General features: G+C 60.3%; 20 protein-coding genes. 15 read left to right on the top strand and 5 right to left on the bottom strand.

Translation table 11 applies throughout. From position 1 onward, the window contains the following. The first annotated feature begins 23 nt into the window (after positions 1 to 23). From BK665_RS27235 to BK665_RS27185, 11 genes are all read left to right on the top strand, one after another. Positions 24 to 1,526, top strand: coding sequence for a CoA-acylating methylmalonate-semialdehyde dehydrogenase (locus BK665_RS27235; protein WP_123409622.1), 1,503 nt, complete (start codon positions 24 to 26; stop codon positions 1,524 to 1,526). A 14-nt stretch (positions 1,527 to 1,540) separates the two neighbouring features. Beyond that, positions 1,541 to 2,362, top strand: a complete 822-nt coding sequence (locus BK665_RS27230; RefSeq protein WP_123409621.1) for a TIM barrel protein — start codon at positions 1,541 to 1,543, stop codon at positions 2,360 to 2,362. A gap of 135 nt (positions 2,363 to 2,497) precedes the next feature. Further along, the gene (iolD, locus tag BK665_RS27225; protein ID WP_123409620.1) at positions 2,498 to 4,429 is read left to right on the top strand and encodes a 3D-(3,5/4)-trihydroxycyclohexane-1,2-dione acylhydrolase (decyclizing); all 1,932 of its coding nucleotides are present in this window, start codon (positions 2,498 to 2,500) and stop codon (positions 4,427 to 4,429) included. 32 nt (positions 4,430 to 4,461) lie between these two features. Then, on the top strand, positions 4,462 to 5,472 hold the full coding sequence (gene iolG, locus BK665_RS27220; protein ID WP_123409619.1) for a bifunctional inositol 2-dehydrogenase/D-chiro-inositol 1-dehydrogenase: 1,011 nt from the start codon (positions 4,462 to 4,464) through the stop codon (positions 5,470 to 5,472). Positions 5,473 to 5,610: 138 nt separating this feature from the next. Continuing rightward, entirely contained in the window at positions 5,611 to 6,471 is an 861-nt protein-coding gene (locus BK665_RS27215; protein ID WP_123409618.1) for a sugar phosphate isomerase/epimerase family protein, read from the top strand. Positions 6,472 to 6,607: 136 nt separating this feature from the next. Beyond that, positions 6,608 to 7,660, top strand: a complete 1,053-nt coding sequence (locus BK665_RS27210; protein WP_123409617.1) for a Gfo/Idh/MocA family protein — start codon at positions 6,608 to 6,610, stop codon at positions 7,658 to 7,660. Positions 7,661 to 7,807: 147 nt separating this feature from the next. Further along, positions 7,808 to 8,734 carry a sugar ABC transporter substrate-binding protein gene (locus BK665_RS27205; RefSeq protein ID WP_123409616.1) on the top strand — a complete coding sequence of 309 codons (927 nt, stop codon included), beginning with the start codon at positions 7,808 to 7,810 and terminating at the stop codon, positions 8,732 to 8,734. Between the two features lie 70 nt (positions 8,735 to 8,804). Further along, positions 8,805 to 10,370 (top strand): sugar ABC transporter ATP-binding protein, encoded by a 1,566-nt coding sequence (locus BK665_RS27200; protein ID WP_123409832.1) that lies wholly within the window; start codon positions 8,805 to 8,807, stop codon positions 10,368 to 10,370. Between the two features lie 191 nt (positions 10,371 to 10,561). Further along, the gene (locus tag BK665_RS27195; protein ID WP_054052830.1) at positions 10,562 to 11,584 is read left to right on the top strand and encodes an ABC transporter permease; all 1,023 of its coding nucleotides are present in this window, start codon (positions 10,562 to 10,564) and stop codon (positions 11,582 to 11,584) included. Between the two features lie 336 nt (positions 11,585 to 11,920). Beyond that, on the top strand, positions 11,921 to 12,325 hold the full coding sequence (locus BK665_RS27190) for a TraR/DksA family transcriptional regulator (RefSeq protein ID WP_010459637.1): 405 nt from the start codon (positions 11,921 to 11,923) through the stop codon (positions 12,323 to 12,325). Between the two features lie 146 nt (positions 12,326 to 12,471). Next, on the top strand, positions 12,472 to 14,115 hold the full coding sequence (locus BK665_RS27185; protein WP_375538951.1) for a methyl-accepting chemotaxis protein: 1,644 nt from the start codon (positions 12,472 to 12,474) through the stop codon (positions 14,113 to 14,115). Positions 14,116 to 14,336: 221 nt separating this feature from the next. Here BK665_RS27185 and BK665_RS27180 read toward each other — a convergent pair whose 3' ends face one another. The 3 genes from BK665_RS27180 to BK665_RS35020 all read right to left on the bottom strand — a co-directional run bounded on the left by BK665_RS27180 (position 14,337) and on the right by BK665_RS35020 (position 15,334). After that, entirely contained in the window at positions 14,337 to 14,576 is a 240-nt protein-coding gene (locus tag BK665_RS27180) for a DUF2789 domain-containing protein (protein WP_054052826.1), read from the bottom strand. Positions 14,577 to 14,705: 129 nt separating this feature from the next. Then, on the bottom strand, positions 14,706 to 14,936 hold the full coding sequence (locus tag BK665_RS27175; protein ID WP_123409614.1) for a hypothetical protein: 231 nt from the start codon (positions 14,934 to 14,936) through the stop codon (positions 14,706 to 14,708). A 149-nt stretch (positions 14,937 to 15,085) separates the two neighbouring features. Further along, positions 15,086 to 15,334: a hypothetical protein gene (locus BK665_RS35020; RefSeq protein ID WP_123409613.1), complete on the bottom strand. Its 249-nt coding sequence runs from the start codon at positions 15,332 to 15,334 to the stop codon at positions 15,086 to 15,088. Positions 15,335 to 15,740: 406 nt separating this feature from the next. On the opposite strand from BK665_RS35020, the gene BK665_RS27165 reads away from it, so the two are divergent. The 3 genes from BK665_RS27165 (at position 15,741) to BK665_RS27155 (ending at position 17,559) form a co-directional block, all read left to right on the top strand. Continuing rightward, a complete protein-coding gene (locus tag BK665_RS27165; RefSeq protein ID WP_123409831.1) occupies positions 15,741 to 16,211 on the top strand; it encodes a hypothetical protein in 471 nt (156 codons plus the stop codon). Then, complete coding sequence (locus BK665_RS27160) at positions 16,211 to 16,414, top strand: hypothetical protein (RefSeq protein ID WP_123409612.1); 204 nt, start codon at positions 16,211 to 16,213, stop codon at positions 16,412 to 16,414. The genes BK665_RS27165 and BK665_RS27160 overlap by 1 nt, the downstream gene beginning before the upstream one ends. 128 nt (positions 16,415 to 16,542) lie before the next feature. After that, positions 16,543 to 17,559, top strand: coding sequence for an ABC transporter substrate-binding protein (locus BK665_RS27155; RefSeq protein ID WP_123409611.1), 1,017 nt, complete (start codon positions 16,543 to 16,545; stop codon positions 17,557 to 17,559). 122 nt (positions 17,560 to 17,681) lie between these two features. Here BK665_RS27155 and BK665_RS27150 read toward each other — a convergent pair whose 3' ends face one another. Together BK665_RS27150 and BK665_RS27145 are read right to left on the bottom strand one after the other, a co-directional pair. Continuing rightward, positions 17,682 to 19,814 (bottom strand): TonB-dependent receptor, encoded by a 2,133-nt coding sequence (locus tag BK665_RS27150; RefSeq protein WP_123409610.1) that lies wholly within the window; start codon positions 19,812 to 19,814, stop codon positions 17,682 to 17,684. A 90-nt stretch (positions 19,815 to 19,904) separates the two neighbouring features. Then, positions 19,905 to 20,291 carry a DUF2946 domain-containing protein gene (locus tag BK665_RS27145; RefSeq protein ID WP_123409609.1) on the bottom strand — a complete coding sequence of 129 codons (387 nt, stop codon included), beginning with the start codon at positions 20,289 to 20,291 and terminating at the stop codon, positions 19,905 to 19,907. A gap of 95 nt (positions 20,292 to 20,386) precedes the next feature. Between BK665_RS27145 and BK665_RS27140 the strand changes: the two genes are divergently transcribed. After that, complete coding sequence (locus BK665_RS27140) at positions 20,387 to 20,824, top strand: DUF3995 domain-containing protein (RefSeq protein ID WP_123409608.1); 438 nt, start codon at positions 20,387 to 20,389, stop codon at positions 20,822 to 20,824. Positions 20,825 to 20,827 lie beyond the last annotated feature (3 nt).

Genomic DNA, 20,827 nt, shown 5'->3' with positions numbered 1-20,827 from the left:
CACTTGCACGGAGAACAAGAACAATGAGCAACGCCCCGGTCATCGGCCATTACATCAGCGGCCAAGTGCAAGACACCGGCAGTGAGCGCTTCAGCAATGTGTTCAACCCGGCCACCGGCGTGGTGCAGGCGCGGGTCGGCCTGGCCAGCGAGCAGACCGTCGACCAAGCCGTGGCCTCGGCGCTGCAAGCCTTCCCGGCGTGGTCCGAGCAATCGTCCCTGCGCCGCTCCCGGGTGATGTTCAAGTTCAAGGAACTGCTCGACCGTCATCACAACGAACTGGCGGAAATCATCAGCCGCGAACACGGCAAAGTGCTGTCCGACGCCAAGGGTGAAGTCACTCGCGGCATCGAAATCGTCGAGTACGCCTGCGGTGCGCCGAACCTGCTCAAGACTGAGTTCAGCGACAACATCGGCGGCGGCATCGACAACTGGAACCTGCGCCAGCCTCTGGGCGTTTGCGCCGGGGTCACGCCGTTCAACTTCCCGGTGATGGTGCCGCTGTGGATGATCCCGCTGGCGCTGGTCACCGGCAACTGCTTCATCCTCAAACCCTCTGAGCGCGATCCGTCGGCCAGCCTGCTTATGGCCCGTTTGCTCACCGAAGCCGGGTTGCCGGACGGTGTGTTCAACGTGGTCCAGGGCGATAAAGTCGCGGTGGACGCCTTGCTGCAACACCCGGACATCGAGGCGATTTCCTTTGTCGGTTCGACGCCGATTGCCGAGTACATCCACCAGCAAGGCACGGCTCGCGGCAAGCGTGTGCAAGCACTGGGCGGCGCGAAAAACCATATGATCGTCATGCCCGACGCGGATCTGGATCAAGCCGCCGACGCCTTGATCGGCGCGGCTTACGGCTCGGCGGGCGAGCGCTGCATGGCGATTTCGATTGCCGTGGCGGTCGGTGATGTCGGCGACCAGTTGATTGCCAAGTTGCTGCCGCGCATCGACCAACTGAAGGTCGGCAATGGCATGCAGGGCGACAGCGACATGGGGCCGCTGGTCACTGCCGAGCACAAGGCCAAGGTCGAAGGTTTTATCGGCGAAGGCGTGGCCCAGGGCGCGCAATTGATCGTCGATGGCCGCAATTTCAAAGTGCCCGGCGCCGAGAACGGTTTCTTCGTTGGCGCGACGCTGTTCGATAACGTCACGACCGAGATGAGCATCTACCAGCAAGAAATCTTCGGCCCGGTGCTGGGCATCGTCCGCGTGCCGGATTTCGCCAGCGCCGTGGCGTTGATCAACGCCCATGAATTCGGCAACGGCGTGTCGTGTTTCACCAGTGACGGCGGCATCGCCCGGGCGTTTGCCCGCACCATCAAGGTCGGCATGGTCGGCATCAACGTGCCGATTCCGGTGCCGATGGCCTGGCATTCGTTCGGCGGCTGGAAGCGTTCGTTGTTCGGCGATCACCACGCGTATGGCGAAGAAGGCCTGCGTTTCTACAGCCGCTACAAAAGCGTGATGCAACGCTGGCCCGACAGCATCGTCAAGGGCCCTGAATTCAGCATGCCGACGGCCAAATAAGGAGCATATCGATCATGAGTAAACACCTGCGTTTCGCCCTGAACCGTATGGTCGCCCCCCGTTTGTCCCTGCCGGCGTTCATCGACCTGGCGGTGACCCTCAAGGCCGACGCCATCGAGATCCGCAACGACCTCAAAGGCGTCGAAATCGAAGACGGCACCGCGCCTGAAACGGTGCGTGAGTTATGCGCGGCCAAAGGCATCACCGTGCTGTCGATCAACGCGCTGTACCCGTTTGATGTGTGGAATGACGAGCGCCGTGTGCAGGCGTTGAAACTGGCGGCTTATGCTCGGGATTGCGGCGCGCAAGGGCTGGTCATGTGCCCGTTGAATGATCGCGCTGATCCGCGCAACGAAGCCGAACGGGCTTCGGGGTTGCGCACGGCGTTGACTGAACTGGCGCCGATCCTGCGGGATCACGGCATCCTCGGATTTATCGAGCCGCTGGGTTTTGAAGAGTGCTCGCTGCGGCGTAAACGTCCGGCGGTGGACGCGATCAAGGCCATTGGCGGGTTGGATGTGTTCCGGTTGGTGCACGACACCTTTCACCATCACCTCGCCAGTGAGCAGGAGTTTTTCCCTGAGCTGACCGGGTTGGTGCATATCTCCGGGGTCGAGGATGCCGAAGCGCCGCTGAACAGCATCCGCGATGGGCATCGAGTGCTGGTGGGCGAGGGCGACATTCTCGGCAATGCCGCGCAGATCGAGACCTTGCTGAGCAGCGGATACAGCGGCTACCTGTCGTTCGAACCGTTTGCCGACAGCGTGCATGGCCTGGCGAACATCGAACAGGCGATCGGCGCGAGCATGAACCACCTGCAAAACTCTCAAGGCTAATGAAGATCCCCTGTGGGAGCGGGCTTGCTCGCGAAAGCGGTGTGTCAGGCGACATCAATGTTGAATGTACCGCCGCCTTCGCGAGCAAGCCCGCTCCCACATTAGATTGGGTTTGCCTTAAAAAAAGGTGCAAGCATGACCACAACAAGACTGACCATGGCTCAGGCCCTGGTGAAATTCCTCGATAACCAGTACATCGAGGTCGATGGCGTCCAGAGCAAATTCGTCGCCGGGATCTTTACCATTTTCGGCCACGGCAACGTGCTCGGCCTGGGCCAGGCTCTGGAGCAGGACAGCGGTGACCTGATCGTGCATCAGGGCCGCAACGAGCAAGGCATGGCCCACGCCGCCATCGGTTTCGCCAAGCAACACCTGCGGCGCAAGATCTACGCCTGTTCCTCATCGGTCGGCCCCGGCGCCGCGAATATGCTCACTGCTGCGGCCACCGCCACGGCGAACCGCATCCCCTTGTTGCTGCTGCCCGGCGATGTCTACGCCTGCCGCCAACCGGACCCGGTGCTGCAACAGATCGAGCAGTTCCACGACCTGAGCATCAGCACCAACGATGCCTTCAAAGCCGTGAGCAAATACTGGGATCGCATCAACCGTCCCGAGCAACTGATGACCGCGGCGATCCACGCCATGCGCGTGCTCACCGACCCCGCCGAAACCGGCGCCGTGACCCTGGCCTTGCCCCAAGACGTGCAGGCCGAGGCCTACGACTACCCGGATTATTTCCTGCAAAAACGCGTGCACCGCATCGAGCGCCGTCCGGCCACCGAAGCGATGATTGGCGATGCGTTGGCGCTGTTCAAAGGCAAGCGCAAGCCGCTGATCATTTGTGGTGGCGGGGTGCGTTATTCAGGGGCCAATGCCGCGTTGCAGGCGTTTGCTGAGCGCTTCGACATTCCCTTCGCGGAAACGCAGGCCGGCAAGAGCGCGGTGGTGTCGAGCCATCCGCTGAACGTTGGTGGTATCGGCGAAACCGGTTGTCTGGCGGCGAATCTGCTGGCCAAGGACGCTGATTTGATTATCGGGATTGGCACCCGCTACAGCGACTTCACCACGGCGTCGAAATCGTTGTTCCAGCATCCTGAGGTTCAGTTTCTCAACCTCAACATCAGCCCCTGCGATGCGCTGAAACTCGACGGCGTGCAACTGCTGGCCGACGCAAAAACCGGTTTGCTGGCACTGGCCGATGCACTGGGCGACTACCGCTCGAGCTGGGGCGATCAACCGCGTCAGGCCAAGGTGCAACTGGACGAAGAAGTCGACCGCATCTATCAGATCGACTATCAGGCCAAGGATTTCGTCCCGGAAATCAACGACCACATGGACCCGGCCGTGCTGCGGGAATTCATCGAGCTGACCGGTTCCTGCCTGACCCAGAGCCGCGTGCTCGGGGTGCTTAACGAAACCCTGGCCGACGATGCAGTGATCGTCGCCGCCGCCGGCAGCCTGCCCGGCGACTTGCAGCGCAGTTGGCGCAGCAAGGGCGTGAACACCTACCACGTCGAGTACGGCTATTCCTGCATGGGTTACGAGGTCAACGCCGCATTGGGCGTGAAACTCGCCGAACCGGAGCGCGAGGTCTATGCGCTGGTCGGCGACGGCTCCTACATGATGCTGCACTCGGAGCTGGCGACCTCGATCCAGGAGCGCCGCAAGATCAACGTGGTGCTGCTGGACAACATGACCTTCGGCTGCATCAACAACCTGCAAATGGAACACGGCATGGACAGCTTCGGCACCGAGTTCCGCTTCCGCAACCCGGAAACCGGAAAGCTCGATGGCGGCTTCGTGCCGGTGGATTTCGCCATGAGCGCGGCGGCCTATGGCTGCAAGACTTACAAAGTGAACACCGTTGCAGAACTGCAAGCGGCGTTGGCGGATGCGCGGTTGCAGACGGTCTCGACGCTGATCGATATCAAGGTTCTGCCCAAGACCATGATTCACAAATACCTGTCGTGGTGGCGGGTCGGCGTGGCGCAGGTTTCCACCAGTGCGCGCACCGATGCCGTGGCCAAGACCCTGAACGAACGACTGGTCAAGGCCCGTCAGTACTGATAGCCCTCAAACCAATAAGCGGGAGTGTTTATATGTCTTTGAAGATCGGCGTCATCGGCACCGGGGCCATCGGCCAGGACCATATCCGTCGTTGCAGCCAGACCTTGCTCAATAGCCAGGTGGTTGCCGTCACCGACATCAACTTGCAGCAAGCGGCGAAAGTCGTGTCCGACCTGAAACTGACTGCCGAGGTCTACCCCGATGGCCACGCGCTGATCAAGGCGCCAGAAGTCGAGGCGATCCTTGTCACCTCCTGGGGCCCGAGCCACGAAGAGTTCGTGCTGGCCGCGATTGCTGCCGGTAAACCGGTGTTCTGCGAAAAGCCCCTGGCCGTCACCGCCGAAGGCTGCCGCAAGATCGTCGAGGCCGAAGTGGCCCACGGCAAGCGTCTGGTGCAGGTCGGTTTCATGCGCCCGTACGACGAAGGTTATCGCGCCCTCAAGGCTGTGATCGACAGCGGCCAGATCGGCGAACCGCTGATGCTGCATTGCGCGCACCGCAACCCGACCGTGGGCGAGAACTACAAGACTGACATGGCGATCACCGACACCCTCATCCATGAACTGGACGTGCTGCGCTGGTTGCTCGACGACGACTACGTGTCGGTGCAAGTGGTGTTCCCGCGCAAATCCAGCAAGGCCCTCGCGCATTTGAAAGACCCGCAAATCGTCCTGCTGGAAACCGCCAAGGGCACGCGCATCGACGTGGAAGTGTTCGTTAACTGCCAGTACGGCTACGACATCCAGTGCGAAGTGGTGGGGGAGACCGGCATCGCCAAATTGCCGGAACCGCAACAGGTGCAATTGCGCAGCGGGGCGAAGCTGTCGAACGCGATCCTGATGGACTGGAAGGATCGGTTTATTGCTGCCTACGACGTTGAGTTGCAGGCGTTCATCGATGGCGTACGTGCAGGGCAAGTCGGCGGCCCATCGGCATGGGACGGCTTCGCCGCAGCAGTGGCCGCAGACGCATGTATCGAAGCGCAAAACAACGGCCAGATCGTCAACGTCAGCCTGCCAGAGCGCCCCCATTTCTACGGCTAACCGCTGATCGTTCCCACGCTCCGCGTGGGAATGAATCCCGGGACGCTCCGCGTCCCAAGAGCGGACGCAGAGCGTCCATGGCGGCATTCCCACGCAGAGCGTGGGAACGATCAGCGTCAGGTGAAGGAGAACAAGAACATGCGCATCGCACTAGACCCCTACATGTACCGCACCCTGTCCCTGGGCAAGATGGTCGATAAGGTCGCCGAGCTCGGTTACGAACACATCGAGCTCTCGCCCCGTGAAGACTTCCTGCCGTTCTACAAAGCCCCCCGCGTCGATAGGGCCAGGATCAAGGAATTTCGCAAAGCCCTGAGCGACACCGGGGTCAAGCTCTCTTCTTTATTACCGATGTACCACTGGGCCGCCGCCGACGAGGGCCTGCGCGTAGCCGCCGTGCGCAACTGGAAGCGTGCGATCCAGATTGCGGTGGAGATGGACTGCGAACTGGTCAACACCGAATTCACCGGCCAGTCGGACAGCCCGCTGGTGTGCGAAAACCAGTTCATGCGCTCCATGGACGAGTTGATCCCTGAGTTCGAACGTGAAGGCATCAAGCTCGACATCCAGGCTCACCCTTACGATTTCTGCGAGCGCAACAACGAGTCGGTGGACATCATTCGCGGGCTGGATCGCGACTGGATCAACTACCTCTACGCCGCGCCGCACACGTTTTTCTATGACGACGGCGTGGGTGATATCGCCTCGATGCTCAAGTACGCCGGCTCGAAACTGAGCCACTTGATCATCGCCGACACCTACAACCACAAGGCGTCGTCGGGGTTGCGCTACATCGTTAACCCGCCGGGTGTGGTGGCCACCGTGCACCAGCATTTGGACATCGGCCAGGGTGAGGTGAATTGGGAGGCGTTTTTCAGCACGTTGCGCGAAATCCAGTTCGACGGCATCGCCACGGTGTCGGTATTCGCCTGGGAAGACCGGCCGGACGAATCCAACCGGATGATGCTCGAACGGGTCAAAAGCGAACTCTGCCGCTAAGCCCCACACAAACCCCTTGTGGGAGCGGGCTTGCTCGCGAAGGCGTCAGCACAGTCAATATTGATGTCGCCTGACACACCGTATTCGCGAGCAAGCCCGCTCCCACAGGGGGCCGCGATCAAGAAGGAGTTGAATCATGCGAATCGGACTTGTCGGTTACGGCCACGGTGGCCGGTTTTTCCATGCGCCGCTGCTCGGCAGCCTGCCGGGCGCGACGTTTGTCGGCGTGGTCACACGCTCCCCGGAGCGCCGTCAGTTGCTGGCCGCCGAACACCCCAACGTGCCGGCCTTCGACAGCATCGGCCAATTGGTGGAGGCCGGGGTCGACGTGTTGGTGATTTCCACGCCACTCAAGGGCCGCCCGGCGCTGGTCCTCGACGGCATCGAACACGGCGTGGCGGTAGTCAGCGACAAACCGTTCGCCGCCGATGCGCAACAGGCGAAAACCCTGATCACCATGGCCGAGCGCCAGGGCGTGCGGCTCAGCGTCTACCAGAACCGACGCTGGGATTCGGATTTCCTCACCGTGCGCAAGCTCATCGAGTCCGGTGCCCTCGGCCAAATCACCCGGTTCGAATCCCGGGTCGAGCGCTACTCGCCGAAATCAGTGAACAACGGCAGCGGCGGCGGTTTCCTGCGCGATCTCGGTAGCCACTTGGTGGATCAGGCATTGCTGCTGTTCGGCCCGGTTACAAAGGTCTACGCCGAGCTGGAATACCAGGAAAAAGACCAAACCTACGACAACGGCTTCTTTATATCCCTGACCCACGCCAGCGGGGTGATTTCGCATTTGGGCGGCAGTTGCCTGCAAAACACCCCCGGCCCGCGCTTTCGGGTGACCGGCACCCAGGGCTGCTACAGCGTCGATGGCCTGGACGGGCAGGAGGACCTGGCGCTGGCCGGGCTCTCGCCGAAATCCGAGGGCGAGCGCTGGGGTGTGGAAGAGCATCGGCGCTGGGGCTGGTTCGAGCAGGGCGAAGTGCGCGAGCGCGTGCCGTCCGAGCGTGGCTGCTGGAATCAGTTCTATTTACAGCTACAAACCGCGTTACAGAGCGGTGGCCCATTGCCGGTCGAGGCCCGTGATGCACTGGCGACCACCCACGTTCTGGACGCTGCGCGCTTGAGTGCCGAGCGCCGGCAAGTGGTGGATTTGGGGCCGTTCGATCCCCGTGGAATAAAATCAGAATAAAATTCTAAAATGAGTTGATATAGAAATTATATTCCAATAGAGTCATTTCCAGCGACCTGCCTCGCGCCACGTTTGACCCTGTTGCCGCTTACTGAAATCGTCACGCCATATCCATAAAACCAACAAGAATGTGGAGAAAGACTTTTCATGAAGACCCAGATCCGTTTCACCGCCCTTGCTCTCTCCTTGATGTTCGCCAGCGGCGCTGCATTGGCCGATATGAAGATCGGCGTGAGCATGTCCCAGTTCGATGACACCTGGCTGACCTACCTGCGCGAATCCATGGACAAGAAAGCCAAGTCCTATCCTGACGGCGTGCAGCTGCAATTCGAAGATGCCCGCAGCGATGTGGTCAAGCAGCTCAGCCAGGTCGAAAGCTTCATCAGCCAGAAAGTCGATGCCATCGTGGTCAATCCGGTGGACACCGCCGCCACCCGTAAAATCACCGAAGCCGCCGTGAAAGCCGGCATTCCGCTGGTCTACGTCAACCGCCGCCCGGATGACCTGAAACTCCCCAAAGGCGTGGTCACCGTGGCCTCCAACGACCTGGAGGCTGGCGAGATGCAGATGCAATACCTGGCCGACAAAATGGGCGGCAAGGGCGACATCGTGATCCTGCTCGGCGACTTGGCCAACAACTCCACCACCAATCGCACCAAGGGTGTGAAAGAGGTGCTGGCCAAGTACCCGAACATCAAGGTCGAGCAAGAGCAGACCGGTATCTGGCTGCGCGACAAGGGCATGACCCTGGTCAACGACTGGCTGACCCAGGGCCGCAAATTCGACGCAGTGGTGGCCAACAACGATGAAATGGCGATTGGCGCCGCGATGGCCCTGAGTCAGGCCGGCGTCGACAAGGGCACAGTGCTGATCGCCGGGGTCGACGGTACGCCGGATGGCTTGAACGCGATCAAGAAAGGCAACATGACCGTCTCGGTGTTTCAGGATGCGAAAGGGCAGGCCGACGGTTCCATCGACACCGCCGTGAGAATGGCCAAGAACGAAGCGGTGGAACAGAACGTCTGGGTGCCATACCGCTTGATCACCCCGCAAAACGTCGACACGTTCAAATAGCCCGTCCGCCCAATAACAACAATAAGCACGCAAGGTGGCCACTGCGACCTTGCTGATGGAGTACCTGATCATGTTCGCTTCAGCGACTGCTTCGAGCACCCCGTTGGTGGGTAGCCAGCCAACCGCAACACCTGTCGATGAGCCGTACCTGCTGGAGATCATCAACGTCAGCAAGGGTTTTCCCGGTGTGATTGCCTTGTCCGATGTGCAGCTTCGCGTGCGTCCCGGCTCGGTGCTGGCCCTGATGGGCGAGAACGGCGCGGGCAAATCGACCCTGATGAAAATTATCGCCGGCATCTACCAACCGGACGCCGGCGAACTGCGCCTTCGTGGGCAAAAAGTGGTGTTTGAAACCCCGCTGTCGGCGCTCCAGGCCGGGATCGCAATGATTCACCAGGAACTCAACCTGATGCCGCACATGAGCATCGCCGAGAACATCTGGATCGGCCGCGAACAGCTCAATGGCCTGCACATGGTCGATCACCGGGAAATGCACCGCTGCACCGCGAAACTGCTGGAACGCCTGCGCATCAACCTCGACCCGGAAGAGCAGGTCGGCAACCTGAGCATCGCCGAGCGGCAAATGGTCGAGATCGCCAAAGCCGTGTCATACGATTCCGACATCCTGATCATGGACGAACCGACCTCGGCCATCACCGACAAGGAAGTCGCCCACCTGTTCTCGATCATTGCCGACCTGAAAAGCCAGGGCAAAGGCATCATCTACATCACCCACAAAATGAACGAAGTGTTCGCCATCGCCGATGAAGTGGCGGTGTTCCGCGACGGTGCCTACATCGGCCTGCAACGGGCTGACAGCATGGACGGCGACAGCCTGATTTCGATGATGGTCGGGCGCGAGCTGAGCCAGTTGTTCCCGGTGCGGGAGAAGCCGATTGGCGACCTGCTGCTGTCGGTGCGCGACCTGAAACTGGACGGCATTTTCAAAGGCGTTTCCTTCGACCTGCACGCCGGGGAAATCCTCGGGCTCGCCGGGTTGATGGGTTCCGGGCGGACCAACGTCGCCGAAGCGATTTTCGGCATCACGCCCAGCGACGGCGGCGAGATTCGCCTCGATGGCCAGGTGGTGCGCATCACCGATCCGCACATGGCGATCGAGAAGGGCTTCGCCCTGTTGACCGAGGATCGCAAGCTCAGTGGCCTGTTCCCGTGCCTGTCGGTCCTGGAGAACATGGAAATGGCCGTGCTGCCGCATTACGCCGGCCACGGTTTTATCCAGCAAAAAGCCCTGCGGGTGTTGTGCGAAGACATGTGCAAGAAGCTGCGGGTCAAAACCCCGTCGCTTGAGCAGTGCATCGACACCTTGTCCGGCGGCAACCAGCAGAAAGCCTTGCTCGCTCGCTGGCTGATGACCAACCCTCGGATCCTGATCCTCGACGAGCCGACCCGTGGCATCGATGTCGGCGCCAAGGCCGAAATCTATCGACTGATTTCCTACCTCGCCAGCGAAGGCATGGCGGTGATCATGATTTCCTCGGAACTGCCGGAAGTGCTCGGCATGAGCGACCGGGTGATGGTCATGCACGAGGGCGACCTGATGGGCACCCTCGACCGCAGCGAAGCGACCCAGGAACGGGTGATGCAATTGGCCTCGGGTATGTCCCAGTGCCATTAATCAATGGCGAACACAGTCTCTGTGGCGAGGGAGCTTGCTCCCGCTGGACTGCGCAGCAGTCCCACGCTTTTGGGGCCGCTTCGCAGCCCGGCGGGAGCAAGCTCCCTCGCCACAAGTAAGCTCCAGACCACAGGTAATCACTGGTCACAGGGTATGTATTCGACGCCAGATTTTTTAGAAGGTGAGTGGTTATGAACGCGATACTGGAAAACAAGCCAGCAACGGCACCGACCAAGAGTCGTCGGCGCTTTCCGACCGAATTGAGCATCTTCCTGGTGCTGATTGGCATCGGCCTGGTGTTTGAGGTGTTTGGCTGGATCGTGCGCGACCAGAGCTTCCTGATGAATTCCCAGCGCCTGGTGCTGATGATCCTGCAAGTGTCGATCATCGGCCTGCTGGCCATCGGCGTGACCCAGGTGATCATCACCACCGGTATCGACCTGTCCTCGGGTTCGGTGTTGGCGCTGTCGGCGATGATTGCCGCCAGCCTGGCCCAGACCTCGGACTTTGCCCGGGCGGTGTTTCCGTCGCTGACCGACTTGCCGGTGTGGATACCGGTGATTGCCGGGCTCGGGGTCGGGTTGTTGGCGGGGGCGATCAACGGCAGCATCATTGCCGTCACCGGGATCCCGCCTTTCATTGCCACCCTCGGCATGATGGTCTCGGCCCGGGGCCTGGCGCGCTATTACACCGAAGGCCAACCGGTGAGCATGTTGTCCGATTCCTACACCGCCATCGGCCACGGCGCGATGCCGGTCATTATCTTCCTGGTGGTGGCGGTGATCTTCCACATCGCCCTGCGCTACACCAAGTACGGCAAATACACCTACGCCATCGGCGGCAACATGCAGGCGGCGCGCACTTCCGGGATCAACGTCAAGCGGCATCTGGTGATCGTCTACAGCATCGCCGGGTTGCTCGCAGGCCTGGCCGGCGTGGTGGCCTCGGCCCGCGCCGCGACCGGGCAGGCCGGAATGGGGATGTCCTATGAACTGGATGCAATTGCCGCTGCAGTCATTGGCGGCACCAGCCTGGCCGGTGGCGTCGGGCGCATCACTGGCACCGTGATTGGTGCGCTGATCCTCGGGGTGATGGCCAGCGGCTTTACCTTTGTCGGGGTGGATGCGTATATTCAGGACATCATCAAGGGATTGATTATTGTTGTGGCGGTGGTGATCGACCAGTACCGCAACAAGCGCAAACTCAAGCGCTGAAACAGAAACAACCCGAAACAAACCGCAAAATGCGCCACGCCTGACCCGCGTGGCGCTGCCGTTTGTCTTCTATATACAGCCGCTGGACTGAATTTCTTGCTATAAACGCACTCCGATGACCGCCACAACGGCTGCCGTAGTGCACTTTGCGGGTGTTGTCGGACAAATTCGCTGTCTTTTCAGTTGCTGAGGCCTCAAGTCGGCCTTAGACTGCCGGCCCTCGTAAATTGAGTGCCGGGTGGCGCTTGGAATAAACGGCGCCTTTGCGACGGCCTCCCAGGTCCGCCGCAACGCTCCCTAATTCGCCTTAATGCACGTTTTTTTATAGAGATATCAATGACAAAGGACAAGTTGCTGGCCATGCCGGCGGATGACTACATGAATGCCGAGCAACATGCTTTTTTCTACGAGCTGTTGCAGAACATGAAAGTCGAAACCCACGAGCGCATCGAACAGAACCGCATCGCCATCGAAAGTCTGGACACCCCGGCTGACCCGGCCGACGCGGCTTCCGTTGAAGAAGAGCGCACCTGGCTGGTCAACGCGATCGATCGCGACCAGCGCATGCTGCCTCAGTTGGAACAGGCGCTGGAACGCATCAAAGAAGACAGCTTCGGCTGGTGCGACGACAGCGGCGAGGCCATTGGCCTGAAACGCCTGCTGATCAGCCCGACCACCAAGTACTGCATCGAAGCTCAAGAGCGTCACGAACAGATCGACAAGCACCAGCGTCAGGCCTGATTTCGTAGCGTCACCATCGCGGGCAAGCCGTGCTCCTACAGGAGCGAGGCTTGCCCGCGATGCTTTTTGCCGTCTGCGATTTTTGTTGACCTGCTGCAACATCCGCGACTAACGGACCATAGATAATGGCCCGGTAGTGGCGTTTAATGCAGGCACAACAAATAGAAACGCATGGGGTGACGAAGATGACGAGAGACGGATCTCTGGTTGGGGCAGTTCCTGCACCCGTGCCAGCGGCAAAGGACCTTTGGCTGACGCCGACACTGCAAAGCATCGCCCTGGTGCTGTTGCTCTGTGGCATGTCCCTGGGTGGCGCATCGCTGTACATCGGCTTGCCGGTGGCGGTGCTGATTATCTGGTTGCCGCGCCTGCGCTCCCGGGCGATCACCGATTCAATCCCGGCGAACGCCACCAGCGCCATCGCCGAGCTCACTCGCGATCTTTCCTACACCACCAGTCACAACGCACTGTCCGCCGCTGGCGTGGCATTTTCGGTCAAGCAACTGGCCGAGAAAGTGCAGTCGCAGCTCGACGCCGCCAAGCGCATCGTCAGCAATGCCGAAGTGATGATCAGCACCGAACAAGCCACGTCGACCCTCAGCCGAGAAGCCTTGGGCGCGGCCAGCGAAGCTCATCAGAGCAGTGCCGCCGGACGCACGGAGCTGATTGAGTCAATCTCGCGCATGCATCAACTCAGTCAGCGCGCCAGTGCCAGCCGAGAACTGATCGAGGCCTTGAGCCTGCGCAGCGACGATATCCAGCGAGTCACGTTGGTGATCCAGTCCATCGCCAGCCAGACCAACCTGTTAGCGCTCAACGCCGCCATCGAAGCGGCCCGGGCCGGGGAACATGGCCGCGGCTTTGCCGTGGTGGCGGATGAAGTTCGCGGGCTGGCGGCGCGCACGGCGACGGCCACTGGTGAAGTCGGGGAAATGGTTGCCGATATCCAGCAACGCACCGCGCAAGTGGTGGAGCAGATCCGCCAACTTTCCAGCGACCTGGACGTCGGCGTCAAACAGGTGGAACACACCGGTCAGCATCTGGAAAACATCGCACGCCTGTCCGCCGGTGTTGAACAGCAAGTCGGGGAAATCGCCCGGGGGGCTGAGACCAACCGCGAGCAACTGGACAGCCTGTTCCATGCCATCGAGCAGATGCGTGGCGACCTGGCGATCAGCGACCAGCAAACCCAGCGCCTGGCCCAGGCGGCGGTGCAGATGGAAGGCCAGGCCGAAACCATCAGCGAACGCCTGGCCGAGGTCGGGCTGGACGACTATCACCAACGGATTTATGACCTGGCCCGAGAAGGCGCGAGCCAGATTGCTGCCCGCTTTGAAGCGGACATTGACCAGGGGCGGGTCAGTCTCGATGACCTGTTCGATCGCAATTATCAGGCGATCCCCAATACCAGCCCGGCCAAGTTCCAGACACGCTTCGACCGTTACACCGATCAGGTGCTGCCGGCGATTCAGGAACCGTTGCTACCGCGCCATGAAGGTTTGGTGTTTGCCATCGCCTGCACCCAGCAGGGCTATGTGCCGACCCATAACACCGTGTTCAGCCAGCCGCTGACCGGGGATACTCAGGTCGATACCCTGCAAAACCGCACCAAGCGCAAGTTCGCTGATCGCACTGGCATTCGCTGCGGCAGCCATCAGCAACCGGTGCTGTTGCAGACCTACACCCGCGATACCGGCGAGTTGATGCACGACTTGTCGGTGCCGATCACGGTCAAGGGGCGGCATTGGGGTGGGTTGCGGTTGGGTTACAAACCCGAGAAGCCGCGCTAGTGCGAGGCTTATTGATCACTTGACGGGCTTTTTGTGGCGAGGGGGCTTGCCCCCGTTCGGCTGCGAAGCAGTCGCCAATCCAGGCAGCTCGGTAAACCTGAGGGGGCCGCTTCGCGGCCCAACGGGGGCAAGCCCCCTCGCCACAGGCAAGCCCCCTCGCCACAGGCAAGCGCACACTTCAGGGGGCTCTTTTTTGCTCAAGATTTTTTCAGGTGTGCAGCCTAGTGAACCTGATGCATGCGCAAGTTCAAGTCATCCACCACCCGTGCCCAATCCGCGTCTTCACGCAGTTGTTCTTTGAGGAACCCGGCCTGTTGCGGGGTCCAGAATTCGGCGTCGATGAGTTTTTTGTCGTCGGGAAGCGGTGAGTGGCTGGCGATGAAATCGTCGATGGCCTTTTCGCTGGAGTCCAGGCCGAGCTGGTCGAACAAGCCTTTCAAATCGTGTGTAGGTGAATCCATGTCCATCTCCTTGCGGGTCGCGTCGAGTGCGAAGTCTGAGGTGCGGCTTCACTGCATCTGAGGGAGCCGCGCGTCAGGAGTTCGATTGCGATGGTTCAAAGCAGGGAGAGCATAGACGGCAAAGCGGAATCAGGCTTTCAGGGCGCCATTGTCGACGGCCAGCTTCAAGGCCTTGGCGGCTTCCTGGGCGGCAACGGCGGCGACGTCGGAGGTCTTGAACCAGCGATCCTTCTCGACCTGGTGGTAGGTCACGGTGTTCAAGGGTGGTTTGGTGCGCATCACAATGACAGCCTGGAATTCGCCTTCGACCTCTCTGGCTTCGCCCCGGATAAAAAATTCGCCGATATCAAATTCCGTCACGTAGCAGCCTTCCCTTGGAAATGTTCTGTTGTATTGAACGCCGTCCGCCGAGGGGCCGGAATTCATTGGTCGTGCAGTATGGCAGTAGTTGCCGGCCGACGGCTGAGTTAAGTCGTCGGCGTGACGAAACGTCATTAAGGGCAAATGCCTCAGTCACGGGCCGCCAATGAACGGGCGAGGGCGCAGGCCTCGTTATGGTGTGTGCGGAAACCTCTTACACGACCGGTGGAAGTTTCCCTGATATGAAAGAAAGACTTGCCCGCCGGTATGACCTGGAAGCGCGGCATGACCAAGGGCTGAAGCGGCAGGGCATAGACCTGGAACACCATGGGGAGCAGGGGCGCCGGGTGGTTTGTGTGAGGTGCCGGGTAATGCGCAAAGTGAGTCATGGTGCACATACAGAAGTCCTTTTCGTGTGTTAACCGACGTGCGTGCGTCGTTTTAGTAGTCTCGATGAGCGTGGCTGCTCTAGAATCGCCATCACTGGTTGGCGATTGGCATCCATCTAAAGCAATTTTTTACGAGCGATATGTCGGAAAAGTGCTTTTCTTAGTGAGAATTTTCCCTAAAGTCAGTAGTCCGCTTTTTCTGGCCGCAAGAAGGGCTTTTTCCTTCAACGTCTGGCGAACGTCAGGGGGGACGGCGCGAGTGACAATCCAGTAATCTCACAACTTCGCGATGGATGAGCGCTCAGCTCAGTTCAGGATTTCAACCCGGCTCATTCGGCAACACTTCGCCATGGCCTTTTTTCTGCTGTGCGTTTTTCCTGCGCACGGCATCATTTTCAGATGTGGGGATGTTTCCTTGGCAGTAAGTAATCTTGATATGCACGCATTGTTTGTTCTGGGTGATTTGCGGGCAAAGTTGGTCAAGCAGTTCCAGTCCCGTTTCGTCTACGTCACCGAACAGAACGCCGAAGGCATCTACATTGCCGAAATCGACACCGAAGCCTCGCTGGTGGTGGACGACAAACCGGGTCTGAAACTCAAGGTCGGCGATCATTTCAGCGCTTCGGTATTGCCCAGTCGCGAAGGCGGCAAACTGGACATCAAGTTCCGCGAAATCAAACTGACGGTCTACGGCCTGGGCGATTACGCGTTTGTCACCACCGCCGACGGCCACGGCATCGTGTTCAAGGAAGGCCATAGCGTGGTGATGGTGTTCGCCGCCCATCAGCAGTTGCAGGAAGGCCTGACCAAAACCCTCAAGGCAGTCACCGCCAAGGCCGCCAAGTGGCGCAAAGGTGAACTGGTCACCTTCAAGGCCAGCGAGTAATGCCCCTGACCCGCGCCGATTTCCATGTGCAGAACCTCGCCAGCGCACAGGTCGAGGCCCAGCGCCTTTTTGACCAGAAGGCCATTCTGCAGAGTGGTTGGCTGACCTGGGTGGCGTCACAGATCTACACCTTGCGTCCGGCGGAGTACGCCAGCATGGTGCGAAGGGAGCTTGCCCGCTTGCAGCAACCTTCTGAAAAGTAATCCTCGTACCTTGTGATCCCTAAAAAGCAGGAACCTCTACTACAGTCAGTGGACTGAGTATTCAGAGGCTTGCGGTCTTGTCTGCCAGGCCATCCTGCTATTGCTGTGAAAGCACGAGGTGCAAAAGCATGAAAGGACTTCGACGGTTGTTGGCCGCTACCCTGGCCACGTTTGGCTTGTTGGCCGGGCCGGCCCCGGTATTCGCCGCCCAGGCGCCGATTCACTTCGCCGACCTGAACTGGGAAAGCGGCAGCCTGATTACCGATATCCTGCGGATCATTGTCGAGAAGGGCTACGGCCTGCCCACCGACACGTTGCCGGGCACCACCATCACCCTGGAAACCGCCCTGGCCAACAATGACATCCAGGTCATCGGCGAAGAATGGGCCGGGCGCAGTCCGGTGTGGGTCAAGGCCGAGGCCGAAGGCAAGGTCGCGAGCCTGGGCGATACGGTCAAGGGTGCCACCGAAGGCTGGTGGGTGCCGGAATACGTGATCAAGGGCGATCCGGCCAAAGGCATCAAGCCCCTGGCGCCGGACCTGCGCAGCGTCAGCGACTTACCGAAATACAAGGACGTGTTCAAAGATCCGGAAAGCCCGGGCAAGGGCCGCTTCCTCAACAGCCCGATTGGCTGGACTTCGGAAGTGGTCAACAAGCAGAAGCTCACGGCCTACGGCTTGAACGACAGCTATGTGAATTTTCGCAGCGGTTCCGGCGCGGCGCTGGACGCGGAAATCGCCTCGTCGATCCGCCGGGGCAAACCGGTGCTGTTCTATTACTGGTCACCGACGCCATTGCTCGGCAAGTTCAAGTTGATTCAACTGGAAGAACCGCCGTTTGACGCCGAAGCCTGGAAAACCCTGACCGACGCCGACAACCCGAATCCCAAACCGACCCGTTCCCTGGCGTCGAAACTGTCGATTGGGGTGTCCACGCCATTCCAGAAACAGCATCCAGAGATTGCCCAGTTCTTCAGCAAGGTCGATTTGCCGATCGAGCCGTTGAACAAGGCCCTGGCCGAGATGAGCGAGAAACACACCGCGCCACGTCAGGCCGCGGAGGCCTTCATGAAGGCGCACCCGGATGTTTGGCAGGCTTGGGTGCCGAAGGATGTGGCGGATAAGGTGAGTGCCAGTCTTCAATGATGCGGCGGCACGGCTGACGCCTTCGCGAGCAAGCCCGCTCCCACAGGGGATTGGGGTGAACACACATGTTGTGTACACCCAGTTCCACTGTGGGAGCGGGCTTGCTCGCGAAGCTTTTGCTCTTAGAACTTAGTCTGTACAGCCAACTCGAAAGTGCGCGGCGTTCCCAGATAATACGCCGGCGAAACATGCGCAAACTCGGCATACACCTCATTGGTCAGGTTACGCACCCGCCCGGTGACGGTGGTGTGCTGGTCGACCTTGTAGCTGAGAAAACTCCCAAACAATGTGTACGACGGCACCGTCATGGTGTTGGCATTGTCGGCAAACACCGACGCCACGTACCGCGCATCGACGCCGCCCTGCCATTGAGGGGCGAAGTCGTAGGTCAGCCACAGGTTACCCACCCGATCCGGTACGTTGGTCGGCGTGTTGCCCTTGCGGGAAACCACCACGCCCGCCGCGCTCTTCTCGGTGAATTCGTCGTATTGCGCATCGACCCAGGCGAAATTGCCCTCGGCCAACAGCTTGTCGGTGATCTTGAAGGACGTGGCCAGTTCGATGCCTTTCGACGTCTGCTGACCCACCGGAATGCTCAGGGTCGAGTCCAGTGGATCGGTCACCGCGAAGTCCTTGCGCTCGATGGTGTACGCCGCCACCGTCGCCGAACCGCGACCGTCCAGGTAATCAAACTTGCTGCCCACTTCCCATTGCTTGCCGGTGGACACGTCAAAGTCTTGCGTGCCACTGGGCTGTTCGGCGGCGGTGCTGTATTGCACGTAGACGTTGGCCGACGGAATGAACTGGTAGGTCAGGCCGACTCGCCCGGTCACCGGCTCCCAGCTTTGCTTGAGGTGCCGAGGATTGGCGGCGGTCACCGCCCGGTGATTCGTCACGTCGAGGTCGATGTCGTCGTAACGCAGGCCAGTCAGCAGCGCCAGTTTGTCGGTCAGCGCCAGGCGGTTCTCGGCGAACAGCGCCTTGGTGGTGACCTCGTTGGTTTTGTCGCTGATCAGCTTCGGATTTATCCCGGGGATGTCATAGAAATGCCCCGGCTGGAAGTTGTTCGGATCGACCGTGCTCGCGCCTTTGACGTTCAGCGGCGAGTTGGTGGTCTGGTTGACCTTGTACTCGAAACCGCCGGACCAGGTGGTGTCCAGCCCCAGCAGTGTGTTGTCGTGGCGCAGTTCGAACTGGTTGCCGTTCTGCTCGCCCTGGTGCCGCACCTGATAGGCCGTGGAGCGGTTCACCGCGCTGTTGTCGGCGTTGTATTGGTAGGTTTCGAGGTTGCGGTAATCCCGCTGGCTGTCGAGGTGATACAGGGTGTTGCGCAGGGTGGTGCTGTCATTGATCCGGTAATCGATGATCGAACGCACCCAGATCGTGCGCTGCTCGTAGCGGCCGTCCTCGACGTTGTAGTTGTTGAAGCGGTTGTGTTTGTCGATCTTCAATTCGCCGGCCTTGGGATTGAGCACCGGCGTGCCCCAGTACGGACTGTCCTCGTGCTCGTCCTGATATTCCACGGCCAGGGTATGGGACAAGTTAGGCGTCAGGTCGCTGAGCAGCGAAAACGCCACGCTCCAGGCATCGCGCTCCTGACGGTCGATGTAGCCGTTGCTGGTGTTGTGGCTGACGTCGAGTCGCGCGTAGTGCTGAACGTCCGCCCCGGCTTCGCTGAGGGCGTGATTGAGGCCAAATGCGGTCTCGGTGGTGTCGTAGCTGCCGTAGCTGACCCGACCGTCGACGGCTTGCTCCTCGCGGGTCGCCAGTTTGGTCACGTAGTTCAGCGAACCGCCCACGGAGCCGGCGCCATTGATCAGCGATGACGGGCCGCCGACCAGTTCCACCCGATCATAAATCCATGCGTCCACCGGGCGTGCCAAACCGCCCGATACGTTGATGCCGTTGAACATCTGGGTGATCTGGCTGCTGGTGAATCCACGATAAGAGACAAATCCGCCGAACCCCGGCGGTGCACTGGCGTTCACCCCGGGCAAGGTGTTGCCGGCGTCCTGGAAGTTCTGCGCGCCGTGGCGCTCGATGTCGTTGCGATTGGCGATGGCCACCGAGGCCGGTGTGTCCCGCACGCTCAGACCCAGGCGCGAGGCCATGCCACTGGATTGATCGAGGCTCAGCCCGGGTTCGTTGCCGGCCTCGCCATCAATGGTAATCGGCGCCAGGTCCACGGTGGATTGCGCCCAGGCGTTGACGGACAGGCAGCCAAACAGGCTCGCCAGTAAAGGGATGTGTTTCATCGATTGAATCCTGAATGCTTGTCTAGGAAACAGCGCACAGGCAAACGCGGCGCGTTGGCACAGTGGGCTGATCAGTAAAGGCAAAGAAACTCAGGCGAAAGGCGGGGCGCGCGGGTTGGCTGACGGCCAGGTGTAGCGGGTGGGGAGATCGATGGAGGCAACAACAGCCAACGGCGGGCTGTGTTGTTGCGGCAGGATCGCCAGGGTCAGGCTGGAGTTGAGCGCCGGGCCCATCCCCCCGGTGGAACACAGCGGACAACCGAAAGCCTTGGACAGGGTCGGCAGCTTCTCCTCGGAGGTGTTCGACGATACGGGCGCCTGGGTCGCCGGGTCGACGCTGCAGAACTGGCCGCCGAGCCCGTTGAGCTGCATTCCGACCATTTGCCCGTGACCAATACTGCAGGCGAACACGTTGAACAGGACGCAGCAATAAAGCATCCAGGCCATCAATGTGCGATCAGTTCGGGCGAATTTCATGGGGCGGCACTTTACCACCGCCGATGACATTTACCCTTACAAAAATGCTCAATGAAGTTCATCCTGCTGCGACATTTCACGCTGGAAGTCTGAATATGAGCCTAATGGTCGCGCAATGGATTGCTGCAATCTTCCTGTTGATCAGCCTGATTCACTTGTATTGGGCGGCAGGTGGCAAGCTTGGAAGCGAGGCGGCGGTGCCGCGAGTGCCCGGGGAGGGCGGCGGGGAGTCAAGGCAAGCGTTCAAGCCCTCGGGCTTTGCCACGTTGCTGGTCGCGGTGGGGTTATTGTTGATTGCGATGCTGGTGTGTCTGCGGGTGGGGTTGTACCTGCCGACGGTGCAGCACTGGTCGTTGCAGTGGGTGATCAGCGCCATTGCGATGCTGATGTTTGCCCGGGCGATTGGGGATTCGAACCTGGTGGGGTTCTTCAAGCAGGTCAAGGATTCCAGGTTTGCCCGGCTTGATACCTGGGCTTATTCGCCGTTGTGTGTGGTGTTGGGGGCGGGATTGTTGGCAGTGGCCTGGATCTGAGTT

The sequence above is a fragment of the Pseudomonas frederiksbergensis genome (genome assembly GCF_003732665.1).
Taxonomy (GTDB): domain Bacteria; phylum Pseudomonadota; class Gammaproteobacteria; order Pseudomonadales; family Pseudomonadaceae; genus Aquipseudomonas; species Aquipseudomonas frederiksbergensis_G.
This window is presented reverse-complemented; position numbering and strand designations above follow the sequence as displayed.

Coding starts and splice junctions, on each gene's coding strand:
- BK665_RS27180 (WP_054052826.1), bottom strand. CDS start 14,576: ATGGATTCACCTACACACGATTTGAAAGGCTTGTTCGACCAGCTCGGC.
- BK665_RS27190 (WP_010459637.1), top strand. CDS start 11,921: ATGACAAAGGACAAGTTGCTGGCCATGCCGGCGGATGACTACATGAAT.
- iolG (WP_123409619.1), top strand. CDS start 4,462: ATGTCTTTGAAGATCGGCGTCATCGGCACCGGGGCCATCGGCCAGGAC.
- BK665_RS27140 (WP_123409608.1), top strand. CDS start 20,387: ATGAGCCTAATGGTCGCGCAATGGATTGCTGCAATCTTCCTGTTGATC.
- BK665_RS27145 (WP_123409609.1), bottom strand. CDS start 20,291: ATGAAATTCGCCCGAACTGATCGCACATTGATGGCCTGGATGCTTTAT.
- BK665_RS27210 (WP_123409617.1), top strand. CDS start 6,608: ATGCGAATCGGACTTGTCGGTTACGGCCACGGTGGCCGGTTTTTCCAT.
- BK665_RS27195 (WP_054052830.1), top strand. CDS start 10,562: ATGAACGCGATACTGGAAAACAAGCCAGCAACGGCACCGACCAAGAGT.
- BK665_RS27185 (WP_375538951.1), top strand. CDS start 12,472: ATGCAGGCACAACAAATAGAAACGCATGGGGTGACGAAGATGACGAGA.
- BK665_RS27160 (WP_123409612.1), top strand. CDS start 16,211: ATGCCCCTGACCCGCGCCGATTTCCATGTGCAGAACCTCGCCAGCGCA.
- BK665_RS27235 (WP_123409622.1), top strand. CDS start 24: ATGAGCAACGCCCCGGTCATCGGCCATTACATCAGCGGCCAAGTGCAA.
- BK665_RS35020 (WP_123409613.1), bottom strand. CDS start 15,334: ATGTGCACCATGACTCACTTTGCGCATTACCCGGCACCTCACACAAAC.
- BK665_RS27205 (WP_123409616.1), top strand. CDS start 7,808: ATGAAGACCCAGATCCGTTTCACCGCCCTTGCTCTCTCCTTGATGTTC.
- BK665_RS27230 (WP_123409621.1), top strand. CDS start 1,541: ATGAGTAAACACCTGCGTTTCGCCCTGAACCGTATGGTCGCCCCCCGT.
- BK665_RS27150 (WP_123409610.1), bottom strand. CDS start 19,814: ATGAAACACATCCCTTTACTGGCGAGCCTGTTTGGCTGCCTGTCCGTC.
- BK665_RS27215 (WP_123409618.1), top strand. CDS start 5,611: ATGCGCATCGCACTAGACCCCTACATGTACCGCACCCTGTCCCTGGGC.
- iolD (WP_123409620.1), top strand. CDS start 2,498: ATGACCACAACAAGACTGACCATGGCTCAGGCCCTGGTGAAATTCCTC.
- BK665_RS27155 (WP_123409611.1), top strand. CDS start 16,543: ATGAAAGGACTTCGACGGTTGTTGGCCGCTACCCTGGCCACGTTTGGC.
- BK665_RS27200 (WP_123409832.1), top strand. CDS start 8,805: ATGTTCGCTTCAGCGACTGCTTCGAGCACCCCGTTGGTGGGTAGCCAG.